The following is a 20,597-nucleotide window of genomic DNA, read 5'->3' on the forward strand; positions in this document are numbered from 1 at the left end:
CCTCAGTCCGGTGAACTCAGAAGTCCCAGTCGTCGTCCTCGGTCGCCTCGGCCTTGCCGATGACGTACGACGAACCCGAGCCACTGAAGAAGTCGTGGTTCTCGTCAGCGTTCGGCGACAGGGCCGAGAGGATCGCGGGGTTCACGTTCGTGACCGACGCGGGGAACATCGCCTCGTAGCCGAGGTTCATGAGCGCCTTGTTCGCGTTGTAGTGAAGGAACTTCTTCACGTCTTCGCTCAGTCCGACCGAGTCGTACAGGCTCTGCGTGTAGCCCACCTCGTTGTCGTAGAGCTCGTACATCAGCGAGAACGTGTAGTCCTTGATGTCGTCGCGACGGGCCTGGTCGACCGTCTCGAGACCGCGCTGGAACTTGTAGCCGATGTAGTACCCGTGAACGGCCTCGTCGCGGATGATGAGGCGGATCAGGTCGGCCGTGTTGGTGAGCTTCGCGCGGCTCGACCAGTGCATCGGCAGGTAGAAGCCCGAGTAGAACAGGAACGACTCGAGCAGGGTCGAGGCGACCTTGCGCTTGAGCGGGTCATCGCCACGGTAGTAGTCCATGACGATGCGCGCCTTCTTCTGAAGGAACTCGTTCTCGGTCGACCAGCGAAAGGCCTCGTCGATCTCCTTCGTCGAGCACAGCGTCGAGAAGATCGACGAGTAGCTCTTCGCGTGCACCGACTCCATGAACGCGATGTTCGTGTAGACGGCTTCCTCGTGCGGGGTGATCGCGTCGGGGATGAGCGAGACGGCGCCGACCGTGCCCTGGATCGTGTCGAGGAGCGTGAGCCCCGTGAACACGCGCATCGTCAGCGTCTGCTCCTCGGGGGTGAGCGTGTTCCACGACTGGATGTCGTTCGACAGCGGCACCTTCTCGGGCAGCCAGAAGTTGTTCACGAGACGGTTCCAGACCTCGAGGTCCTTGTCGTCCTGGATGCGGTTCCAGTTGATGGCCTGCACGTGGTTCAGGAGCTGCAGCTTCTCAGCCATGATTTCCTGGTCTCTTTCGACTCGATCGGTGTGGCTTTGGGGGCGGCACTGTCGTGCCACCCCCAAAGGTAATTAGACGCGCTGGTTGATGGTGCCAGCCGGGTTGTTCGCCGCGTCACGAGCGGTGACGAAGTGCCCCGACGAAGCGTCTCGGAACACGGACCGCGTGTTCGAGGTCCCCGCGCCGACGCGCTCAGTGGTGGTGTACTGCGGCCAACGTGCGGCCGTAGCATTGGATACGAAACGCCCCGTGCGGGCGCTGCGGTTGACAGTCATTACTGTCCCTTCTCCACGTCTCCGTGGAACCCCGCAGCGAGCCTGAGACGTTCTGCCTCAGTGCGAACTCGTATAGGCTGTCCGGACGTACCAACGTCGGCAACCCTGCGGGTTGTTGTATTGAGGCCGGGGCGCGCCAACGCCCCGGCCTCAAGCTTTTAGAGCATGCACGAGACGCACTCGGTCATGTCGGTGCCCTCGAGCGCCAGCTGACGCAGACGGATGTAGTAGATGGTCTTGATGCCCTTGCGCCACGCGTAGATCTGGGCCTTGTTGATGTCGCGGGTGGTGACGGTGTCCTTGAAGAACAGCGTCAGCGACAGGCCCTGGTCGACGTGCTGCGTCGCGGCGGCGTACGTGTCGATGACCTTCTCGTAGCCGATCTCGTAGGCGTCCTGGTAGTACTCCAGGTTCTCGTTCGTCATGAACGGAGCCGGGTAGTAGACGCGACCGAGCTTGCCTTCCTTGCGGATCTCGATCTTCGAGGCGATCGGGTGGATCGAGCTCGTCGAGTTGTTGATGTACGAGATCGAGCCGGTCGGGGGCACGGCCTGCAGGTTCTGGTTGTAGATACCGTGCGCCTGGATCGAGGCCTTCAGCTCGCGCCAGTCGTCCTGCGTGGGGATCTGAACCCCGGCGAAGAGTTCCTTCGCCTTGGCCGTCTGCGGCTCCCACACCTGGTCGGTGTATTTGTCGAAGAACTCGCCCGACGCGTAGGTGGAGTTCTCGAAGCCGTCGAACGCGGTGCCGCGCTCGATCGCGAGGCGGTTCGACGCGCGCAGCGCGTGGAACAGCACCGTGTAGAAGTAGATGTTCGTGAAGTCGATGCCCTCTTCGGAGCCGTAGTAGACGTGCTCACGAGCGAGGTAGCCGTGCAGGTTCATCTGGCCGAGGCCGATGGCGTGCGAGCGGTCGTTGCCGTCTTCGATCGAGCGGACCGAGGCGATGTGGCTCTGCACGCTGACGGCGGTGAGGGCGCGGATCGCGGTCTCGACCGTGAGGCCGAGGTCGCCGCCGTCCATCGCGAGAGCGATGTTCATCGAGCCGAGGTTGCAGGAGATGTCCTTGCCGATGGTGTCGTACGAGAGGTCCTCGTTGTACGTGGTCGGCGTGTTGACCTGGAGGATCTCCGAGCACAGGTTCGACATGTTGATGCGACCGGCGATCGGGTTGGCCTTGTTCACCGTGTCCTCGAACATGATGTACGGGTAGCCCGACTCGAACTGGATCTCGGCGAGGGTCTGGAAGAACTCGCGCGCGTTGATCTTCGTCTTCTTGATGCGCGGGTCATCGACCATCTCGCGGTACTTCTCGGTGACCGAGATGTCGCCGAACGGCTTGCCGTAGACCTTCTCGACGTCGTACGGCGAGAAGAGGTACATGTCCTCGCCGTTCTTGGCGAGCTCGAACGTGATGTCGGGGATGACGACACCCAGCGACAGCGTCTTGATGCGGATCTTCTCGTCGGCGTTCTCGCGCTTGGTGTCGAGGAAGCGCAGGATGTCGGGGTGGTGGGCGTTGAGGTACACCGCGCCGGCACCCTGACGCGCGCCGAGCTGGTTGGCGTAGCTGAAGCTGTCTTCGAGCAGCTTCATGACGGGGATGATGCCGGAAGACTGGTTCTCGATCTGCTTGATCGGAGCCCCCGCCTCGCGGATGTTCGACAGCAGCAGGGCCACGCCGCCGCCGCGCTTCGACAGCTGCAGAGCGGAGTTGATGCCGCGGGCGATCGACTCCATGTTGTCTTCGATGCGGAGCAGGAAGCACGACACGAGCTCGCCGCGCTGCGCCTTGCCCGCGTTGAGGAAGGTGGGCGTGGCCGGCTGGAAGCGGCCCGAGATGATCTCGTCGACCAGCTGGACGGCGAGACGGGGGTCGCCGTCGGCGAGGGCGAGGGCGGTCATGACGACGCGGTCCTCGAAGCGCTCGAGGTAGCGCTTTCCGTCGAAGGTCTTGAGCGTGTAGCTCGTGTAGTACTTGAACGCGCCGAGGAAGGTCTCGAAGCGGAACTTCGCGCCGTAGGCACGGTCGTTGAGCTCCTGGATGAAGTCCATCGAGTACTTCTCGAGCACGGTCGGCTCGTAGTACTCCTTCTCGACGAGGTAGTCGAGACGTTCCTTGAGCGAGTGGAAGAACACCGTGTTCTGGTTCACGTGCTGCAGGAAGTACTCGCGTGCGGCACGCTTGTCGGCGTCGAACTGGATCTTGCCGTCCGCGTCGTACAGATTCAGCATCGCGTTGAGGGCGTGGTAATCCAGCCCCTCGAACCGCGCTTCGGTCTTGAAGTCCACGTCGGTCAGCTCAACTTCCACCATCGTTCCAATCCCTCGTTGACCCGCTCGACATCGTCGGGGGTGCCGAAAACTTCCAGCCGGTACAGGTGCGGCACCCCGCATTTGCGCGCGATGATGTCGCCGGCGAGGCAGAACGCGTCGCCGAAATTCGTGTTTCCCGCGGCGATGACACCGCGGATGTTGCGTCGGTTCCGCTCCTCGTTGAGGAATCGGATGACCTGCTTGGGGACCGCGCCCTTCTCGACGCCCCGACCGGCACCCCCACCGTAAGTGGGGGTGACCAGCACGAAGGGTTCGTCGACGTGAAGGGGCGGATCGGTCGGCCGGAGCGGAATGCGCACGGCCCGCTTGCCGAGCTTCTCGATGAAACGTGCGGTGTTGCCCGACACGCTCGAGAAGTAGACCAGCAGCGGAGCTTCGGTCGCCGACAAGACAGTGCTCATGACGGAGGTCTGAGAGCCTGTCGCCGGATCAGGCGAGGCGCGAAGCGAGCTCGTCGATCTTGTCGGGACGGAAGCCCGACCAGTGGTCCTCGTCGGTGACGACGACGGGTGCCTGAAGGTACCCGAGCGACTTGACCTGCTCGAGCGCCGACGGGTCTTCGGACAGGTCGAGCACGTTGTACTCGATGCCCTTCGAGTCGAGCGCACGGTAGGTCGCGGTGCACTGGACGCAGGACGGCTTGGTGTAGACCGTGATCGCCATGTCGTTCTCTCTCTCCCCTGGAAAATCTGTGTCCGGCCGGGCAGGGCCAGCCGGGACCTCAATACTACATATGGGGACGGACATCGGAAGGCACCACAAGGGGTAGTAGTTACAGCGATGTGATTTTCCACCGTCTCTCCCCATGTACAACACAGGTTGTCCACGATTTCATCCACAGATCGCCCCCCTTCCGGAACGTTGTCGACGGGCGCGATTCCGCGGATTTGGCGGGACCGGTCGATGTCTGTCCACAGGTCGGACGGTAGACGGGGGGTCCGACATTGCACAGGCGAGCGAATTCGCCCGAGGGCGTGTCGCGGCGTGTCGCGGCGAGACGCTACGAGGACGCCTCGGCGCATGTCGGAGGTCGGCTGTAGCGTTATCCGGTGGCCGGCTACCGCGAACTCCTCAAAACCCCTGGCGTGGGGCGCATCATCGCCGCACAGTTGACGGCGCGTTTCCCCAACGGCATGACCAGCCTCGCGGTGCTCCTCCACATCGAACACGTCACGGGTTCCTACGGAGCGGCGGGGCTGGTGCTGGCCGCCACGAGCATCGGCCAGGCCATCGCGGGCCCGGTCACCAGTCGCTGGATGGGCATCTGGGGTATGCGGCGCGTCCTCACCGTGACGCTTCTCGTGTGCGCGACCGCGATCGCAACCCTCGCCCTCATCGAGATGCCGCTGCCCCTCTACATGGTGCTCGGCCTCATCGCCGGCTTGTCGACCCCTCCGGTGCAGTCGGCCGTCCGCACCATCTATCCCAAGATGGTCAACTCCCAGCGGCTCACCCCGCTGTACTCGCTCGACGCGTCGCTGCAAGAGATCATCTGGGTTCTCGCGCCCGTGCTCATCACCCTGGTCGCGACGCAGGTCGGCACCGTCCCGGGTCTGCTCCTCGTCGTGATCATCCTTCTCGGGGGCGGGGCGTGGTTCATCCTCAGTCCCGAGGTCGGCCGAGTGCGCATCCCGCGCAGCCGCCGCGGCCTCGGCCGCGTGCTCGCCAAGCCGCCGGTCATCCTCGCCACCGCGACCGGCTTCCTCCTCATCGGCGCCTGCTCGGCCGTCGAAGCGGGCGTCGTGGCCACCTTCGACCACGGCGGCCTCGAGGCCGGCCTCATCCTCGCCGTCTTCGCCGTCGGCAGCCTCGCCGGCGGACTGTCGTTCGGTCACATCCCCATCGGCCCCTGGGCCATGGCGCGCCGCTTCGCGATCGTGGCCCTCGGTCTCTCGCTCACGATCTTCTCGCTCAACGCGTGGTGGATCGGCGCCACCCTCCTCGTCGCCGGCGCCGGTATCGCGCCGGCCCTCGCGGTGATGTTCGCGATGACCTCTGCCAGCGTCCGCTTCAGCGAGACCGCCGAGGCCTACGGCTGGATCGGCACCGGCCAGCTCATCGGTGCCGCCGCGGGCTCCGCGGTGGCCGGCTTCCTCGTCGACGGCGTCGGCCCCACCGGTGCGTACATCGCCGCCGCAGGCTTCGCCCTGGTCGGCTTCGTGGTCGCCGCGGTGTTCGTGCGCGGCTTCCCGGATCTGCGGCACCGCGACGCGAGCCCCATCCCCGACACCGAGCCGGTGCACACCATCACCTGAGCCGATGCCGGGGCGATCGGCATCCCGCGCCCGAACCGCCCGAGCCGTGGGTCAGTGCGTGCGCCGCAAGAGCTCGAGCACGGCGAGCGCGTACGCGTCCGCCGGTGTCGGGTGGTCGAATACCAGGGTCGAGCCGCCGACCGAGATCTCGACCTCGTAGGTGTCGGAGAGACGTCGCAGAGAGCGGAAGGTCGAGCGCAGCATCTCGCGCAGTTGCGACTCGGAGGGCAGCCACAACGCGTCTTCGGTGGCGACGGAGTCGAGCGCCCACTCCGTCGTGCCGTTGAAAGCGAGGATCCGACCGGTGGGGTAATCGCGCGGCTCCACCGTCATGTCGCTCACGGTGAAGATGTCGGCCTCGAACTCCGGCTCGTCGAGCTGGAAGCGGTCACCGGAGAGCGGATGCCACACCAATCCCGCCTCGCGCAGGGCCTGGGCCAACTCGGTCGAGATCATGGCATCCATTCTGGGGGCGTTCTGTGACGACCGGTCGCCTGTCGTGCGCGTGGACGGAGCAAGATGGATGCCATGTCGACACCCGTGACCCTCCCCCGACTGTCGTGGGGCGACCCGAACGGACCGCAAGCGCTGCTCGCCCACGGACTCGGTTCCGACGGCGCGCTCATGTGGCGCTACGGTGTGGCGCTGGCCGACGCCGGGTGGCACGCGGTCGCGGTGGACCTCCGCGGCCACGGTGACGCCCCGCGCACCCTCGACTACCGCCTGTCGTCGTACGCGGCGGATCTGATCGGCACGACGCCCTCAAGCGGCGGTGCGTGGGACGCGGTCGTCGGTCACTCGCTCGGCGGTGCGTCGTCGACGCTCGCTGCGGCTCAGCGTCCCGCTTGGACCCGCCGGCTCGTGCTCATCGACCCGGCCATCGCCCTGTCGGAGGACGACCGCGAGGTCGTACGCGTGAGTCAGGAGCAGTCGTTCGCCGACCCGAGCATCGAGGCCGTGCGTGCGATGCATCCCGAATGGCATCCGATCGACGTCGAGTTGAAGGCGCGGGCGACACAGCGCGCGAGCCGCTGGGCGGTCGAGCAGACGAGTCTGCAGAACGCCGTGTGGGACGTGCGCTCCGCCGCGGCCTCTCTCACGGTGCCGACGCACGTGGTGGGCGCCGACCCGGCCGTGCACTCGATCTTCACGGGCGAGCTCGCGGCCGAGGTGCTCCGGAACCCGGTCGTGACGATGAGCGTGATCGAAGGCGCCGGGCACTCCCCGCATCGCGATCGCCCCGAGGCCGCCGTCGCGGCGGTCCTGCACGCCCTCCGCTGACGCCGCGCATACGCGATGTGCGGCGCGATGCCACCCCCGCACGCAATGTCGGCGGTGCCGAGCAGAATGGATGCCATGACCTCGTTCGACCCGGCTCGGTACCTGCCCGACGACCTGCTCGCGCGCATCCGTGAGCGCGCCGTCGTGCACGACCGCGAGAACACCTTCCCGCACGACGACCTCGACGAGCTCCGAGCGGCCGGGTACCTCGGCATCCTGGTGCCATCCGACCTCGGTGGCGCGGGGCTGAGCCTCGCCGAGGCGTCGCTCCTGCAGCAGCGTCTCGCGGGCGCGGCCCCGGCGACCGCCCTGGCCGTCAACATGCATCTGGTGTGGACGGGGGTCGCGAAGGTCTTGAGCGACCGCGGCATGAACGATCTCGAGCACGTGCAGCGGGGCGCTGCGGCAGGAGAGGTCTTCGCCTTCGGCATCAGCGAGGCCGGCAACGATCTCGTGCTCTTCGGCAGCGACACCGTGGCCCGCCCCGACGGTGACGGCGGCTACACGTTCACGGGGACCAAGATCTTCACCTCGCTCTCCCCCGTGTGGGACCACTTGGGCGTGCACGGGCTCGACGAGACCTCGGCCGACGGACCGAAGATGGTGTTCGCGTTCCTGGACCGCAGCGACGACGTCGTCGCCCACGACGACTGGGACACCCTGGGCATGCGCGGCACGCAGAGCCGCACGACCGAACTGCGCGGGGCCCACGCTCCCGCCGACCGCATCGTGCGTCGCATCGACCCGGGCCCTCAGCCCGATCCGCTCGTGTTCGGCATCTTCGCCGTCTTCGAGATCCTCTTGGCCTCGGTGTACACCGGCATCGCGCGACGCGCGCTCGACCTGGCCGTTGCAGCCGCGACCTCGCGGCGGTCGAAGAAGACGGGCACGACCTACGCCAACGACCCCGACATCCGGTGGCGCGTGGCCGACATGGCGCTCGCTTACGACGCGCTTCCGCCGCAGCTCGCCTCGCTGGCCTCCGACGTGGACACCCTGGTCGACCACGGTGGTCGGTGGTTCACCCTGCTCTCCGGCGTGAAGTACCGCGCGGTCGCCATGGCGAAAGAGGTCGTCGACGACGCGATCCTCGTCGGCGGCGGCTCGGCGTACTTCTCGCACAACGAACTGAGCCGGCTGTACCGCGACGTGCTCGCCGGCATGTTCCACCCCTCCGACTCCGAGTCCGCGCATTCGACCGCCGCGGCCGCCTGGCTCGGGCCGGTGACCGCGTGATGGCGCGCACGCCCACCCGCGCGCTGAGCCCGGCCGATCAGGAGCGCCGCCGCGCCCTCCGCGTGATGAAGGGCGTGGCACTCGGCGCGCTCCTCGCGATGGCCATCGTCTTCGCCGTCTCGTTCTCGCTGCAGCGCGAGGTGGAGTGGTTGCAGTACGTCCGGGCCGCGGCCGAGGGCGGCATGGTCGGCGCCCTCGCCGACTGGTTCGCGGTCACCGCACTCTTCCGCCACCCGCTCGGGCTGCCGATCCCCCACACGGCGATCATCCCCCGACGCAAAGACGAGATCGGGCGGCAGTTGGGCGAGTTCGTCGAGACGAACTTCCTCGAGGGCGACGTCGTACGGACCAAGCTCGAATCGACGCCCCTGTCGGCTCGCGCCGGAGCCTGGCTGGCCGTTCCCGCCCACGCCGATCGTGTCGCGGCCGAGGGGGCGACGCTCGCCTCGAGCGTCCTCACCGCGCTCAGCGACGACGACGTGCAGGGCTTGATCGAAGACCTCGCCCGCGAGCACCTGCTCTCGCCCGACTGGGGTCCCTCCCTCGGCGGCTGGCTCGAACGCGTCGTCGGCTCGGGCGCCCACCACGGCGCCGTCGACCTCGCCCTCGACAACATCGCGGTATGGCTCGGCAACAACCGCGACACGTTCCAGGGGCTCGTCTCGCGGCGGCTTCCGTCGTGGGTCCCGAGTATGGCGGCGCGCCTCGTCGACGACACCGTCTATCGGGAGGCCGTGCAGTTCGTCGACGCCGTGCGGGCCGACCCGAGCCACCAGGCACGCGGGGCGATAGACGGCTACCTCGGCCGCCTCGCCGATAGCCTGCAGCACGATCCCGCGACGATGGTGCGCCTCGAAGAGGCCAAGGCCGCGGTGTTCGACAGCCCGCGCGTACGGCAGCTCGCCGCCGATGCCTGGAACACCGCCAAGGCCGGCCTGTTTCGGTCGCTCGCCGACCCCGAGAGCGCTCTGCGTCGCCGCGCCGCCGCCGCCCTGGCCGAGGTCGGCGGACGACTGCAACGCGACGCTGCGCTGCAGAAGCGCGTCGACGGATGGGTCACCGACGCGGCGGTCTTCGTCGTCGGTCGTTATCGGCACGACATCGCCTCGATCATCACCGACACCGTGGAGCGGTGGGATGCCGAAGAGACCACCGAGAAGATCGAGCTCATGGTCGGCCGCGACCTGCAGTACATCCGCTTGAACGGCACGATCGTCGGCGCTCTCGCAGGCCTGGTGATCTTCACCGTCGCGCATCTGGTGTGGGGATCATGACGATTCGCGCAATCGCTGGCCGAATCATCACGCTCGCGCCGCCCGGCGCCCTCGGTGCGTGAGTAGCCTGGTGCGCGTGAGCGACGGTTCGGACATGGAGTCCCTCTTCACGTATGGGACGCTCCAGCTGCCCGACGTGCAGCTCGACACCTTCGGCCACCGTGTCGAGGGTGCCGAGGACGCCCTGGCCGGGTACCGGCTCGAGTGGACCGACATCGCCGACGACCACGTCGCCCAGCTCTCGTGTCACGACCGTCATCCGATCCTCCGTCGCACCGACGACGCGCGAGATCGCGTCTTCGGTCGTGTGCTGCTCCTGACGCCGGAAGAACTCGACGCCGCCGACGAGTACGAGGTGTCTCTCTACCGCCGCGCCTCTGTCGTTCTCGTCAGCGGTGTCCGCGCCTGGGTGTACCTGGCCGCATGAGCGCCCTGTCCGTCGATCCTCTGTGGCCCCGTGCCGGGGACTGGCCCGCACCCCACGGCACGACGATCCCGGATGCCGTCCTGCTCGGCGTTCCCGCCTGGCGCACGTCGCTCTCTCCCACCGGAGCAGCGGCGACCCCCGCCGCCGTCCGCGAGGCGCTCCGCCGCTTCTCGCCGACTCTGCTCGGACCGCCGCCCGTCGACCTGAACGCCGCGCTCCGCATCGCCGACGCCGGTGACGTGCACGACCCCGACGGCCGCGAGGGAGAAGCGCGCGTGCGCGCCACCGTGGCGGAGCTGTCCGCGGCCCGGCTCGTCGTCGCTCTCGGTGGCGACAACTCCGCCACCTACGCGGTAGCCCAGGGGCGCGGAGCGGGCGGCCTGATCACCCTCGACGCGCACTTCGACCTCCGCGACGGGGAATCCAACGGCTCCCCCGTGCGACGGCTGATCGCCGACGGCCTCGACCCCCGGCGCATCGTGCAGATCGGCATCGCCGACTTCGCCAACTCGGCTGCCTACGCCCAGCGCGCTCTCGACGCCGGCATCACCGTCATCACGCTCGACGAGGTGCGCCGACGCGGCATCGCCGAGGTCGTCGCCGAGGCGCTGAGAGTCGCGGCGGGCCGGCCGATCGATCGGCCGGGCGACGGACCCCTCACCGTCGTCGGCAGCGAGTCGGCCGCCTCTCCCCCCGACGGACCAGCCGCCGGCCGGTTCGCGTTCCCGGGGGTCGTCGCCTCGTCCCCCGGCATCCACCTCGACATCGACGTCGATGTGTGCGACCGCTCGGTCGCCCCCGGCTGCCCCGCGAGCGTTCCCGGCGGTCTCGCCGCCTGGGAGCTGCGGGCCCTCGTCCGCGCGCTCGCTCGAGACCCTGGCGTCATCAGCGCCGACGTCGTCGAAGTGGATGCCACGGCGGACGCCCCCGATTCCCGCACCGTGCGACTCGCCGCACTGTGCGTACTCGAGCTCTTGGCAGGATTGGCGGAAAGACGATGATCCAACTCGTCCTCGCGCGACACGCGAAATCGGACTGGGCCGATGAAGGCCTCGCCGACCACGACCGCCCCCTGAACCACCGCGGCCTGCGCGACGCCCCGGCGATGGCCCGGACGATCGCGCGCAAGGGCGTCCGACCCGAGGCCATCCTCTCCAGCACCGCGCTGCGCGCTCGGCAGACGGCCGAGGCGTTCGCCCGCGTCTTCGACGCCGAGATCACCGAGCAGGCGGAGCTCTACCTCGCCGATCCCGCACAGGTGCTGGCCGCGGCGCGCGCCGCCGGAGTCGACGAGGTCATGGTCGTGGCGCACGACCCCGGGATGAGCGCGCTCGTCTCACGCCTGGCCGATCGCGACGAGCGCATGGTCACGTGCGCCGTGGCGATCTTCACCTGGCACGAGGGCACCTGGGACGACGTCGACGCCACCCCTCCCCGACGAGTTCGAGCTCGTCACTCCATAGGCTCGGCGATCAGCCCGTCCTTCCACACCCGCCGCACGAGCGGTACCCCCGGCCGGTAGGCCAGGTGCACCCGCGACGGCGCGTCGAGCAGCACGAGATCCGCCTTGGCGCCGGGCTCGATCACGCCGACGTCGGTGCGACGCAACGCGCGCGCCCCGCCGGCCGTGGCTGCCCACACGGCCTCGGCCGGTGTCATCCCCATCTCGCGGACGGCGAGGGCGATCATGAGGGGCATCGAGCTGGTGAAGCTCGACCCCGGGTTGCAATCGCTCGCGAGGGCGAGCGTCACGCCGGCTGCGAGCAGACGACGCGCATCGGGGTAGGGCTGCCGGGTCGAGAACTCCACGCCCGGCAACAGGGTCGCGACGGTTTCAGAGCCGGCGAGCGCGATGACGTCGTCGTCCGTCAGGAAGGTGCAGTGATCGACCGCGGCCGCACCCATCGCGACGGCCAGTGCCGCCCCCGCGCCGTAGCCGAGCTGGTTCCCGTGCACCCGGATCCCGAGCCCCTTCGCCCTCCCTGCCTCGAGCACACGCCGACTCTGTGCGGGCGTGAAGGCCCCGGCCTCGCAGAAGACGTCGACCCACCGCGCGTGCGGCGCGACGGCGTCGAGCATCGGTCCCACGACGAGATCGACGTAGTCGTCAGCCCGCCCCGCGAACTCCGGTGCGACGACGTGTGCGCCGAGGAAGGTGACCTCGTCCGTCACCTCCGCGGCCAGCCGCGCAAGACGCGTCTCGGTCGCAACGTCGAGGCCGTACCCGGTCTTGATCTCGAGCGTCGTCGTCCCCTGGGACCGGCACTCTCCGACGAACGCCCGGAGCCGCTGGCGAAGTTCGTCTTCGGATGCCGCTCGGGTTGCCGCCACCGTCGTGCGGATGCCGCCCGCCGCGTACGGCTCCCCCGCCATGCGTGCGGCAAACTCCGCCGCGCGGTCGCCGCCGAAGACGAGGTGCGTGTGGCTGTCGACGAAGCCCGGGATCACCGCGCGCCCCCCGGCGTCGACGACGTCGACCCCTGCGCCGGCGTCCGGAACCCGGTCCGAAGGACCCGCCCACACCACGTGCCCGCCGCGGACGAGCACGGCCGCATCCCGCACCGTCCCGCACGGATCACCGTCGACGGCGACGTTCGTCGTCAGCTCCCCGATGTTCGTCAGCAAGAGGTCGCCCGCGGGGCTGATACCACCCGGTGCCGGAGCGCTCATGGCATCGGCACCGTGAGCCCGCGGTCGGCCGCCACCTCGCGGGCGCGGTCGTATCCGGCATCCACGTGTCGCATGACGCCCGTTCCGGGGTCGTTCACGAGCACGCGCGCGAGCTTCTCGGCCGCCAGCTCCGTGCCGTCCGCGACGCACACCTGCCCCGCGTGGATGCTCCGGCCGATCCCGACGCCCCCTCCGTGATGCAGCGACACCCATGAGGCACCGCTCGCCGTGTTGAGCAGGGCGTTCAGCAGCGGCCAGTCGGCGATCGCATCCGAACCGTCGGCCATTGCCTCGGTCTCGCGGTAGGGCGAGGCGACGGAGCCCGCGTCGAGGTGATCGCGACCGATCACGATGGGCCCCGAGAGCTCGCCGGAGGCCACCATCTCATTGAACTTCAGCCCCGCGAGGTGGCGCTCCTGGTAGCCGAGCCAGCAGATCCGCGCCGGCAGCCCCTCGAAGTGCACCTGCTCGCCGGCCTTCTCGAGCCAGCGGTGCAGGGCGGCATCTTCGGGGAAGAGCTCGGCCACCGCGCGGTCGGTCTTGGCGATGTCCTCGGGATCCCCGGACAGCGCGACCCACCGGAAGGGCCCCTTGCCCTCGGCGAAGAGCGGACGGATGTACGCCGGCACGAACCCCGGAAAGGCGAAGGCCCGATCGTACCCGCCGAGCTCGGCCTCGCGGCGGATCGAGTTGCCGTAGTCGAAGACCGCGGCTCCCGCATCCTGGAACTCCACCATCGCCTTCACGTGCGCCGCCATGCTCTCGCGCGAGCGGCGGGTGAAATCCTCGGGGTCGCGCGCGGCGTCGGCCTGCCACCGGTCGACCGGCGTCCCGACGGGCAGGTACGACAGGGGGTCGTGCGCGCTCGTCTGGTCGGTGACGATGTCGATCCGGATGCCGCGGGCCCGCACCTCCGGGAAGACCTCGGCCGCGTTCCCTTCGACGCCGACCGACAGCGCTTCACCCGCCTCACGCGCCGCGGTCACCCGCTCGATCGCGGAGTCGAGATCGAGAGCGACCTCGTCGAGGTAGCCGTGGGCGACGCGTCGGTCGAGCCGCGCGCGGTCGACGTCGACGATGAGCACCGCCCCGCCGTTCATCGTCACCGCCAGAGGCTGTGCCCCGCCCATCCCGCCGCATCCGGCGGTAAGGGTCACGGTCCCCGCGAGCGACTCGCGACCGAGGGAGCGAGCCACCGCCGCGAAGGTCTCGTACGTGCCCTGCAGAATCCCCTGGGTGCCGATGTAGATCCACGAGCCCGCGGTCATCTGTCCGTACATCGTCAGCCCGAGTTCCTCGAGGCGGCGGAACTCGGGCCACGTCGCCCAGTCACCCACGAGGTTCGAGTTGGCGATGAGCACGCGCGGTGCCCACTCGTGCGTGCGGAAGACGCCGACGGGCTTGCCCGATTGCACCAGCAGGGTCTCGTCGGGCTCGATCTCGTCGAGGGTGCGCACGATCGCGTCGTATGCCGCCCACGACCGCGCAGCCTTTCCGGTGCCGCCGTAGACGACGAGGTCGTCGGGCCGCTCGGCGACCTCGGGATCGAGGTTGTTCATGAGCATGCGCTTGGCCGCCTCGGCGCCCCAGCTCTTCGCGGTGCGCTGGGCGCCGCGCGGCGCGCGGATCGGAGGGCGGGAGCCGGATGCCGAGGCCCCGGCCCGCGGCGCGGTCGCGGCGTCGGGGGTCGAGACGACGGCCGACGCGTCTCGCTCCGAGGCGTGGGCGCCGGAGGCCGTCGAGGGCGATGCTGTCGTGTCGGTCATGGCGGGATCTCCTTCGATCAGGGCGGGAACAATCGCGCTCTACGCGCGAAGGACGACGTCGAGAGCGGTGCGAGCCACCGCTCCCGAGGCGACGAGCTCGGTCACGGCCTCGATCTCGGGCGAGACGAACCGGTCGGGACCGGGGCCCTGCACGCGCTCGCGGACGAGGTCGCGAACGGCCCCGGTGACCGGCGCGGGCTGGAGCGGGGCGCGCAGGTCGAGGGCACGGCATCCGGTGAGCACTTCGATCGCGAGCACCCGAGCGAGTCCGTCGATCGCCCGGCGGAGCTTGCGGGCGCCGGCCCAGCCCATCGAGACGTGGTCTTCCTGCATGGCGCTCGAGGGGATCGAGTCGACCGACGCGGGGGCGGCGAGACGTTTGAGCTCCGACACGATGCCCGCGGCGGCGTATTGCGCGATCATCAAGCCCGAGTCGACCCCGACCTCATCGGCGAGGAAGGGGGGAAGCCCGTTGCTGCGCGAGACGTCGAGGGCGCGATCGGTGCGGCGCTCCGACATCGACGCCACGTCGGCCACCGCGATGGCGAGGAAGTCGAGCACGTAGGCGACGGGCGCGCCGTGGAAGTTGCCGTTGGACTCGACGCGTCCGTCGAGCGTGACGACGGGATTGTCGACGGCCGATGCCAACTCGCGATCGGCGACCAGGGCGGCGTGCGTCATCGTGTCGCGGGCGGCGCCGTGCACCTGGGGAGTGCAGCGCAGCGAGTACGCGTCCTGAACGCGCGTGCACTCGGGGCCGCGGTGGCTCGCGACGATCGGCGAGTCGGCGAGGAACGCGCGGAGGTTCGCCGCCGAGTGGGCCTGACCGAACTGCGGACGCAGCGCCATGAGGTCGGCGGCGAACACGGCATCCGTTCCGAGCTGCGATTCGATCGAGATCGCCGCCGAGACATCGGCCGTGGTCAGCAGCATCTCGAGGTCGTGCAGCGCCAGCAGCAGCATGCCGAGCATGCCGTCGGTGCCGTTGATGAGGGCGAGGCCCTCTTTCTCGCGCAGGGCGACGGGGGCGATGTGCGCCGCAGCGAGCGCGTCGGCGGCTGCCCGAAGCTCCCCCGACGCGTCGCGCACCTCGCCCTCACCCATGACCGCCAGGGCGACGTGCGACAGCGGAGCCAGATCGCCCGAGCAGCCGAGCGAGCCGTACTCGCGCACGACGGGGGTGATCCCCGCATTCAGCAGGGCGGCGTAGGTCTCGACGACGACGGGGCGGACGCCGGTGCGCCCGGTGGCGAGGGTCTGCAAGCGCAGCAGCATGAGGGCGCGGATTACCTCGCGCTCGACCTCGGCGCCGGTTCCGGCGGCGTGCGAGCGGATGAGGCTCGCCTGCAGCTGCGCCCGGCGGTCCTCGGCGATGAAGGTCGTCGCGAGGGCGCCGAAGCCCGTCGAGATGCCGTAGTGCGGCTGCGGGTCGTCGGCGAGCCCCTCGATGAGCGCCCGTGTGTCGGCCACCCGCTGCAGAGCGTCGGCGTCCACGTCGACCCGGGCATCGTGGCGGGCGACGTCGACGACCTCGCGCGGGGTGAGGGGGCTGGCTCCGACGGTGACGCGTGCGTTCATACGCCGATTCCATCGCCTCGGGCGATACGGAATGCGGGGGATCTGGCATCCTGTGTCTGTCATGCCAGACAAACCCCGCCCTCAAGTCCCCGCCGCCGACCAGACGTTGCGGATCCTCTCGCTGCTCGCGCGGCAACCGGGGCCGATGGCCGCGCAGTCGATGGCGACCGCGCTCGGGATCCCCCGTTCCAGCACCTACCACCTGCTCGCGACTCTCGAGCAGCACGGCTACGTCGTGCACCTTCCGGGCGACCGGCGCTGGGGCCTGGGGACGGCGGCTTTCGAGCTCGGCGGCGGTTACGCCCGGCAACAGCCGCTCGCCCGCCTCGGTCGGCCGCTGCTCGCGGGGCTGTCGGACCGCGTCGGCGAATCGGCGCACCTCGCCGTGCTGGCCGGGCGAGACGTGCTCTACATCGTCGAGGAACGCGCCCCGCGCCGCCCCGCGCTCGTGACCGATGTGGGCGTCCGCCTCCCCGCGCACCTCACCGCGACGGGCCGGGCCATGCTCGCCGCGCTCCCCCGCGAGCAGGTTCGGGCACTGTTCCCGGATGCCACCGCCCTCACGCTGCGCCACGACGCGGGCCCCGCCACGCCGCGTGACCTGCGCGAGCTGCTCCGCGAGGTTCGGGCAGCGGGTCACGCGAGCGAGGACGGCGAGATCACCCCCGGATTCCGCTCCGTCGCCGCCGCGGTGCTCGATCACGCCGGGTGGCCCGCCGCGGCCGTGGCGATCACGTGGCCCGCCGACGGGGCCGAGCGTGATGCGAAAGCACTGGCGTCCTCGGCATCCGCGACTGCCGCCGAACTCGCCCGACGTATCGGCCACCCCGCCTAGTCGCGCGCCGCTCAGTACCGGGCAGGACCGTGGCGCCTCAGCGCACCACCAGCCGCGGCTCCACGAGCACGTGGGCGGCCCCGGCCGTCGCGGCGCGCGGCGCGACGACCGTGCCGTTCTCGCCCATGAGCAGATCGAGGGCGCCGGATGCCACCCTCTCGGGCAACTGCTCCACGCTCGAGAGCCCGAGCGCTTCGACGGCGGGGGTGTTGTCGAAACCGATCACGGCGACATCGGGGCGACCAGCCAAGGTCACGGCGAGATGCGCGCCGATCGCGAGCGAATCACTCGCGCAGACGATGCCGCGCACGCCGGGGTCGGCCGCCAGGCCCGCTGTGACCACGTCGCGCGCGGCGGCGACGTTCTCTTCGACGACCCATCGCGGCCCCGAAGCTGACCTCTCGCGCCAGCCGCGCTCACGATCGTCACCCGTGCCCGAGCCGGAGGGCCACCCGAGGAACGCGATGCGCGCTACGCCCCGCTCCTGCAGGTGTATCGTCGCCGCGCGAGTTCCCGCGGCCCCGTCGACATCGACCCACAGATGCGCGGGCGCCTCGACGTCGTTCTCGCCCCACGGGCGACCGAACGAGACGAACGGCAGCCCGCGGTCCACGAGCCAGCCGGTGCGGGGGTCGCCGTGGAAGGTTCCGGTCACCACCACGGCATCCACCTCTCCCCCCTCGAGAAGGTCGCCGAGGCGGGCGATCTCTTCTTCGGGCGTGCGCGCGGCGTAGAGCAAGACGCGCATGTCACGTTCTCCCGCACGTTCGGTGAGGGCGTGCACGAAGCGGTCCAGGACGACGCCTGAGATACCACCGGCGTAGGGATCGAGATGGATGCCGATGGTCGAGCTGCGTCGCGTGCGAAGCCGACGGGCGGCGGCGTGCGGCCGATAGCCGAGCTCGGCGATCGCCGCCTCGACCCTCAGGCGCGTCGCTTCGCGGACGATATCCGGCGTGTTGACGACGTTCGAGACGGTCTGCCGGGAGACCCCCGCGACACGCGCGACGTCGTCGACGGTGGGCGCCTTCGCCATGTCTGCCCTCCCCCTCAGTCCGCTCCGGAGAGATCCGACCGGGCCGCCACGAGTCCGGCCAGATCGTCAGCCTAGGACGCCGGGCACCCTCTTGACAGCCAGGCCCGCCGTTCTTTACCGTTGTCAAACCGTCATTTGAACGTTCAAAAGATGGCCCTCCGAGCACCTGCGGAGGGGTCGCATGCCTCATCGAAGGAGAGAGACAATGACACGGCACACCCCCAACCGCCGGGCGCGAACCTGGCTCGGAGCCGGCGCACTGCTGACCACCGGCGCCCTGGCCCTGACGGCCTGCGGGTCGGGCTTCAACGACACCCCCGGCGAAGGTCAGGCCTCCGGCGGCGGCACGCTCAGGCTCCTCATCGGCTCGTCGGGCGACGCCGAGACGAAGGCCGTCACCGACGCCGTCGCCGCCTGGAGCGAGCAGTCGGGCGTGCAGGCCGAGGTCCAGACCGCCAACGACCTCCCCCAGCAACTCTCTCAGGGCTTCGCGGCCGGGTCTCCGCCCGACCTCTTCTACCTCGCCCCCGAGGCCCTCGCCGGCTACGCCGCAAACGGCTCGATCGCCGCCTACGGCGACGACCTGGCGAACAAGGACGATTTCTATCCATCGCTCGTCGACAACTTCACCGTCGACGGGAAGTTCTACTGCGCACCCAAGGATTTCTCGACCCTGGCCCTCATCATCAACACCGACCTCTGGTCGGCGGCAGGGCTGACGGATGCCGATGTCCCCACGACCTGGGACCAGTTGGCATCCGTCGCCCAGAAGCTCACCACCGACGGCCGCGTGGGCCTGGCGTTCGGCGCCGAGTACCAGCGCATCGGAGCCTTCATGGCCGAGGCCGGCGGCGGACTCGTCACCGACGGCAAGGCCACGGCGGACAGCTCCGCGAACGTCGAGGCGCTGAATTACGTCAAGACGCACCTGAATGACGGCACGTTCGCGTTCGCGTCCGACGTGGGCGCCGGGTGGGGCGGCGAGGCGTTCGGCACCCAGAAGGCCGCGATGGTCATCGAAGGCAACTGGATCACCGGCGCCATGTCGGCCGATTACCCGGGCGTGAAGTATCAGGTCGCCGAACTGCCCGCGGGTCCCGGTGGCAAGGGAACGCTGCAGTTCACCAACTGCTGGGGCATGGCCGCCGACAGCGGCAACCAGGATCAAGCGCGCTCGCTCGTCGAGTACTTGACCTCCACCGACCAGCAGCTGGCGTTCTCGAAAGCCTTCGGCCCGATGCCCTCGATCCAGTCGGCCGCCGACGCGTGGAGCGCGGCGAACCCCGACCTCACGGCGTTCCTCTCCGGTGCCGAGAACGCGCAGTTCCCGCCGAACATGGCCGGCGCCGCCGACGTCATCACCGACTTCAACGCCCAGCTGGAGTCGCTGAAGACGGGTGACCCGCAGGCGCTGCTGCAGACGGCGCAATCCAACCTCGAGGCCATCACGAAGTAGCCATGAGTGCTCTCACCTCAGCGCCGCGTCGCGCCGGATCCTCCTCCCCGGGAATCCGGCGCGGCGAGGCCGCCGCCGGCTGGCTGTTCACCGCCCCCGTGCTGATCATCCTGGGCGTGTTCCTGCTCGTCCCCGTGCTCATGGCGCTGTGGGTGAGCTTCTCTGACTGGACCGGGCGCGGCAGCCCCTTCTCGCCCAACGTCGGCTTCGTCGGTCTCGACAACTACGCCGCCGTCACCACAGGCGGCGGTCTCGCCGAGCGCGACTTCGGCACGGCGCTGCGCAACAACGCCTGGTACGTGCTGCTGGTCGTCCCCCTTCAGACGGCGCTGTCACTGTTTCTCGCGGTGCTGGTCAACCGCGCGATCCTCCGCGGCCGGGGGCTCTTCCGCACGGCCTTCTACTTCCCCTCGGTCACGAGCTCGGTGGCCATCACCGTGCTGTGGCTCTTCCTCTTCTCGGCATCCGGAGCCGTCAACGAAGTACTGTCGTGGCTCGGCATCAATGGACCGAACTGGTTCAGCGATCCCTCGGGCGTCGTGCACAACCTGCTCGGCGCCGTGGGGGTGACCAGCGGCCCCGCGTTTCTGACCGGCAATACGCTGCTCGGCGTCTCGTGGTGGGACTGGCTCGCCGGTCCGTCTGTCGCGATGTCGGCGTTCATCCTCATGGCGGTCTTCACCACCTCGGGCACGTTCATGCTGTTGTTCATCGCGGGCCTGCAGAACATCGGTGCCGATGTGCAGGAGGCCGCCATGATGGACGGCGCGAACGGCTGGCAGCGGTTCTGGCGCGTCACCCTTCCGCAGCTCAAGCCCGTGCTGTTCACGGTGCTGACCCTCGGCCTCATCGGCACCTGGCAGGTGTTCGACCAGATCTACACGGGCACCCAGGGCGGCCCGGGCAAGACGACACTCACCCCCGCCTACCTCAGCTACTCCTCGGCGTTCCTGTCGCAGCAGTGGGGCCAGGGCGCGGCGATCGCTTTCGTGCTGTTCGTGATCATCGTGGCGCTGACGATCCTGCAGCAGTTCGTGCTGCGCGATCGTCCCGTGTCGAAGCGGCGCCTCCGCCAATACGACGTGCACACGAAAGCAGCCCGACGATGACCGCGACCGCATCCCCACAGACCACGGTCCTCGCCGAACAGCGCCTCGGCGGACCCGAGAAGCCGACGAAG

At 69.3% G+C, this 20,597-nt stretch carries 19 protein-coding genes; 10 read left to right on the forward strand and 9 right to left on the reverse strand.

Annotated features, from left to right (window positions below; translation table 11 throughout):
* Window positions 1-16: 16 nt before the first annotated feature.
* The 4 genes from nrdF to nrdH form a co-directional block, all read right to left on the reverse strand.
* Window positions 17-991: a class 1b ribonucleoside-diphosphate reductase subunit beta gene (nrdF, locus tag QE416_RS16080; protein ID WP_074696716.1), complete on the reverse strand. Its 975-nt coding sequence runs from the start codon at window positions 989-991 to the stop codon at window positions 17-19.
* 434 nt (window positions 992-1,425) lie between these two features.
* The gene (gene nrdE, locus QE416_RS16085; protein WP_307317707.1) at window positions 1,426-3,582 is read right to left on the reverse strand and encodes a class 1b ribonucleoside-diphosphate reductase subunit alpha; all 2,157 of its coding nucleotides are present in this window, start codon (window positions 3,580-3,582) and stop codon (window positions 1,426-1,428) included.
* The gene (nrdI, locus tag QE416_RS16090) at window positions 3,564-4,004 is read right to left on the reverse strand and encodes a class Ib ribonucleoside-diphosphate reductase assembly flavoprotein NrdI (protein WP_150958895.1); all 441 of its coding nucleotides are present in this window, start codon (window positions 4,002-4,004) and stop codon (window positions 3,564-3,566) included. The genes nrdE and nrdI overlap by 19 nt, the downstream gene beginning before the upstream one ends.
* Before the next feature lie 28 nt (window positions 4,005-4,032).
* Window positions 4,033-4,266 carry a glutaredoxin-like protein NrdH gene (gene nrdH / locus QE416_RS16095; protein WP_058625194.1) on the reverse strand — a complete coding sequence of 78 codons (234 nt, stop codon included), beginning with the start codon at window positions 4,264-4,266 and terminating at the stop codon, window positions 4,033-4,035.
* A 386-nt stretch (window positions 4,267-4,652) separates the two neighbouring features.
* Here nrdH and QE416_RS16100 point away from each other — a divergent pair, with 386 nt between their 5' ends.
* Window positions 4,653-5,858 carry an MFS transporter gene (locus QE416_RS16100; RefSeq protein ID WP_307317710.1) on the forward strand — a complete coding sequence of 402 codons (1,206 nt, stop codon included), beginning with the start codon at window positions 4,653-4,655 and terminating at the stop codon, window positions 5,856-5,858.
* A gap of 51 nt (window positions 5,859-5,909) precedes the next feature.
* Here QE416_RS16100 and QE416_RS16105 read toward each other — a convergent pair whose 3' ends face one another.
* A complete protein-coding gene (locus tag QE416_RS16105) occupies window positions 5,910-6,314 on the reverse strand; it encodes a pilus assembly protein CpaE (protein ID WP_307317713.1) in 405 nt (134 codons plus the stop codon).
* A gap of 72 nt (window positions 6,315-6,386) precedes the next feature.
* Here QE416_RS16105 and QE416_RS16110 point away from each other — a divergent pair, with 72 nt between their 5' ends.
* From QE416_RS16110 to QE416_RS16135, 6 genes are all read left to right on the forward strand, one after another.
* Complete coding sequence (locus QE416_RS16110) at window positions 6,387-7,139, forward strand: alpha/beta fold hydrolase (protein ID WP_307317714.1); 753 nt, start codon at window positions 6,387-6,389, stop codon at window positions 7,137-7,139.
* A 75-nt stretch (window positions 7,140-7,214) separates the two neighbouring features.
* Window positions 7,215-8,375 (forward strand): acyl-CoA dehydrogenase family protein, encoded by a 1,161-nt coding sequence (locus tag QE416_RS16115; protein ID WP_307317717.1) that lies wholly within the window; start codon window positions 7,215-7,217, stop codon window positions 8,373-8,375.
* Window positions 8,375-9,649, forward strand: coding sequence for a DUF445 domain-containing protein (locus QE416_RS16120; protein WP_307317719.1), 1,275 nt, complete (start codon window positions 8,375-8,377; stop codon window positions 9,647-9,649). The genes QE416_RS16115 and QE416_RS16120 overlap by 1 nt, the downstream gene beginning before the upstream one ends.
* Before the next feature lie 76 nt (window positions 9,650-9,725).
* Entirely contained in the window at window positions 9,726-10,076 is a 351-nt protein-coding gene (locus tag QE416_RS16125; protein ID WP_307317720.1) for a gamma-glutamylcyclotransferase family protein, read from the forward strand.
* Window positions 10,073-11,077 (forward strand): arginase family protein, encoded by a 1,005-nt coding sequence (locus QE416_RS16130; RefSeq protein ID WP_307317722.1) that lies wholly within the window; start codon window positions 10,073-10,075, stop codon window positions 11,075-11,077. Before QE416_RS16125 ends, QE416_RS16130 begins: the two co-directional genes overlap by 4 nt.
* The gene (locus tag QE416_RS16135; RefSeq protein ID WP_307317723.1) at window positions 11,074-11,598 is read left to right on the forward strand and encodes a histidine phosphatase family protein; all 525 of its coding nucleotides are present in this window, start codon (window positions 11,074-11,076) and stop codon (window positions 11,596-11,598) included. The genes QE416_RS16130 and QE416_RS16135 overlap by 4 nt, the downstream gene beginning before the upstream one ends.
* On the opposite strand, the gene hutI is transcribed toward QE416_RS16135, so the two are convergent.
* The 3 genes from hutI to hutH are packed head-to-tail and all read right to left on the reverse strand — an operon-like array spanning window position 11,529 to window position 16,090.
* On the reverse strand, window positions 11,529-12,746 hold the full coding sequence (gene hutI / locus QE416_RS16140) for an imidazolonepropionase (protein ID WP_307317726.1): 1,218 nt from the start codon (window positions 12,744-12,746) through the stop codon (window positions 11,529-11,531). The genes QE416_RS16135 and hutI overlap by 70 nt on opposite strands.
* Window positions 12,743-14,512 (reverse strand): urocanate hydratase, encoded by a 1,770-nt coding sequence (locus QE416_RS16145; RefSeq protein WP_267787550.1) that lies wholly within the window; start codon window positions 14,510-14,512, stop codon window positions 12,743-12,745. Before QE416_RS16145 ends, hutI begins: the two co-directional genes overlap by 4 nt.
* Window positions 14,513-14,551: 39 nt before the next feature.
* Window positions 14,552-16,090, reverse strand: coding sequence for a histidine ammonia-lyase (gene hutH / locus QE416_RS16150; RefSeq protein WP_307317728.1), 1,539 nt, complete (start codon window positions 16,088-16,090; stop codon window positions 14,552-14,554).
* Between the two features lie 61 nt (window positions 16,091-16,151).
* On the opposite strand from hutH, the gene QE416_RS16155 reads away from it, so the two are divergent.
* Window positions 16,152-16,925 (forward strand): IclR family transcriptional regulator, encoded by a 774-nt coding sequence (locus QE416_RS16155; protein ID WP_307317730.1) that lies wholly within the window; start codon window positions 16,152-16,154, stop codon window positions 16,923-16,925.
* Between the two features lie 37 nt (window positions 16,926-16,962).
* Here QE416_RS16155 and QE416_RS16160 read toward each other — a convergent pair whose 3' ends face one another.
* A complete protein-coding gene (locus QE416_RS16160) occupies window positions 16,963-17,961 on the reverse strand; it encodes a LacI family DNA-binding transcriptional regulator (RefSeq protein WP_307317732.1) in 999 nt (332 codons plus the stop codon).
* Window positions 17,962-18,166: 205 nt separating this feature from the next.
* On the opposite strand from QE416_RS16160, the gene QE416_RS16165 reads away from it, so the two are divergent.
* Together QE416_RS16165 and QE416_RS16170 are read left to right on the forward strand one after the other, a co-directional pair.
* Complete coding sequence (locus QE416_RS16165) at window positions 18,167-19,417, forward strand: extracellular solute-binding protein (RefSeq protein ID WP_103206298.1); 1,251 nt, start codon at window positions 18,167-18,169, stop codon at window positions 19,415-19,417.
* 2 nt (window positions 19,418-19,419) lie between these two features.
* Entirely contained in the window at window positions 19,420-20,526 is a 1,107-nt protein-coding gene (locus QE416_RS16170) for a carbohydrate ABC transporter permease (RefSeq protein WP_307317735.1), read from the forward strand.
* Window positions 20,527-20,597: the final 71 nt, after the last annotated feature.

Origin of the sequence: Microbacterium sp. SORGH_AS_0421 (assembly GCF_030818635.1) — a bacterium.
In the GTDB taxonomy this organism is placed as follows: domain Bacteria; phylum Actinomycetota; class Actinomycetes; order Actinomycetales; family Microbacteriaceae; genus Microbacterium.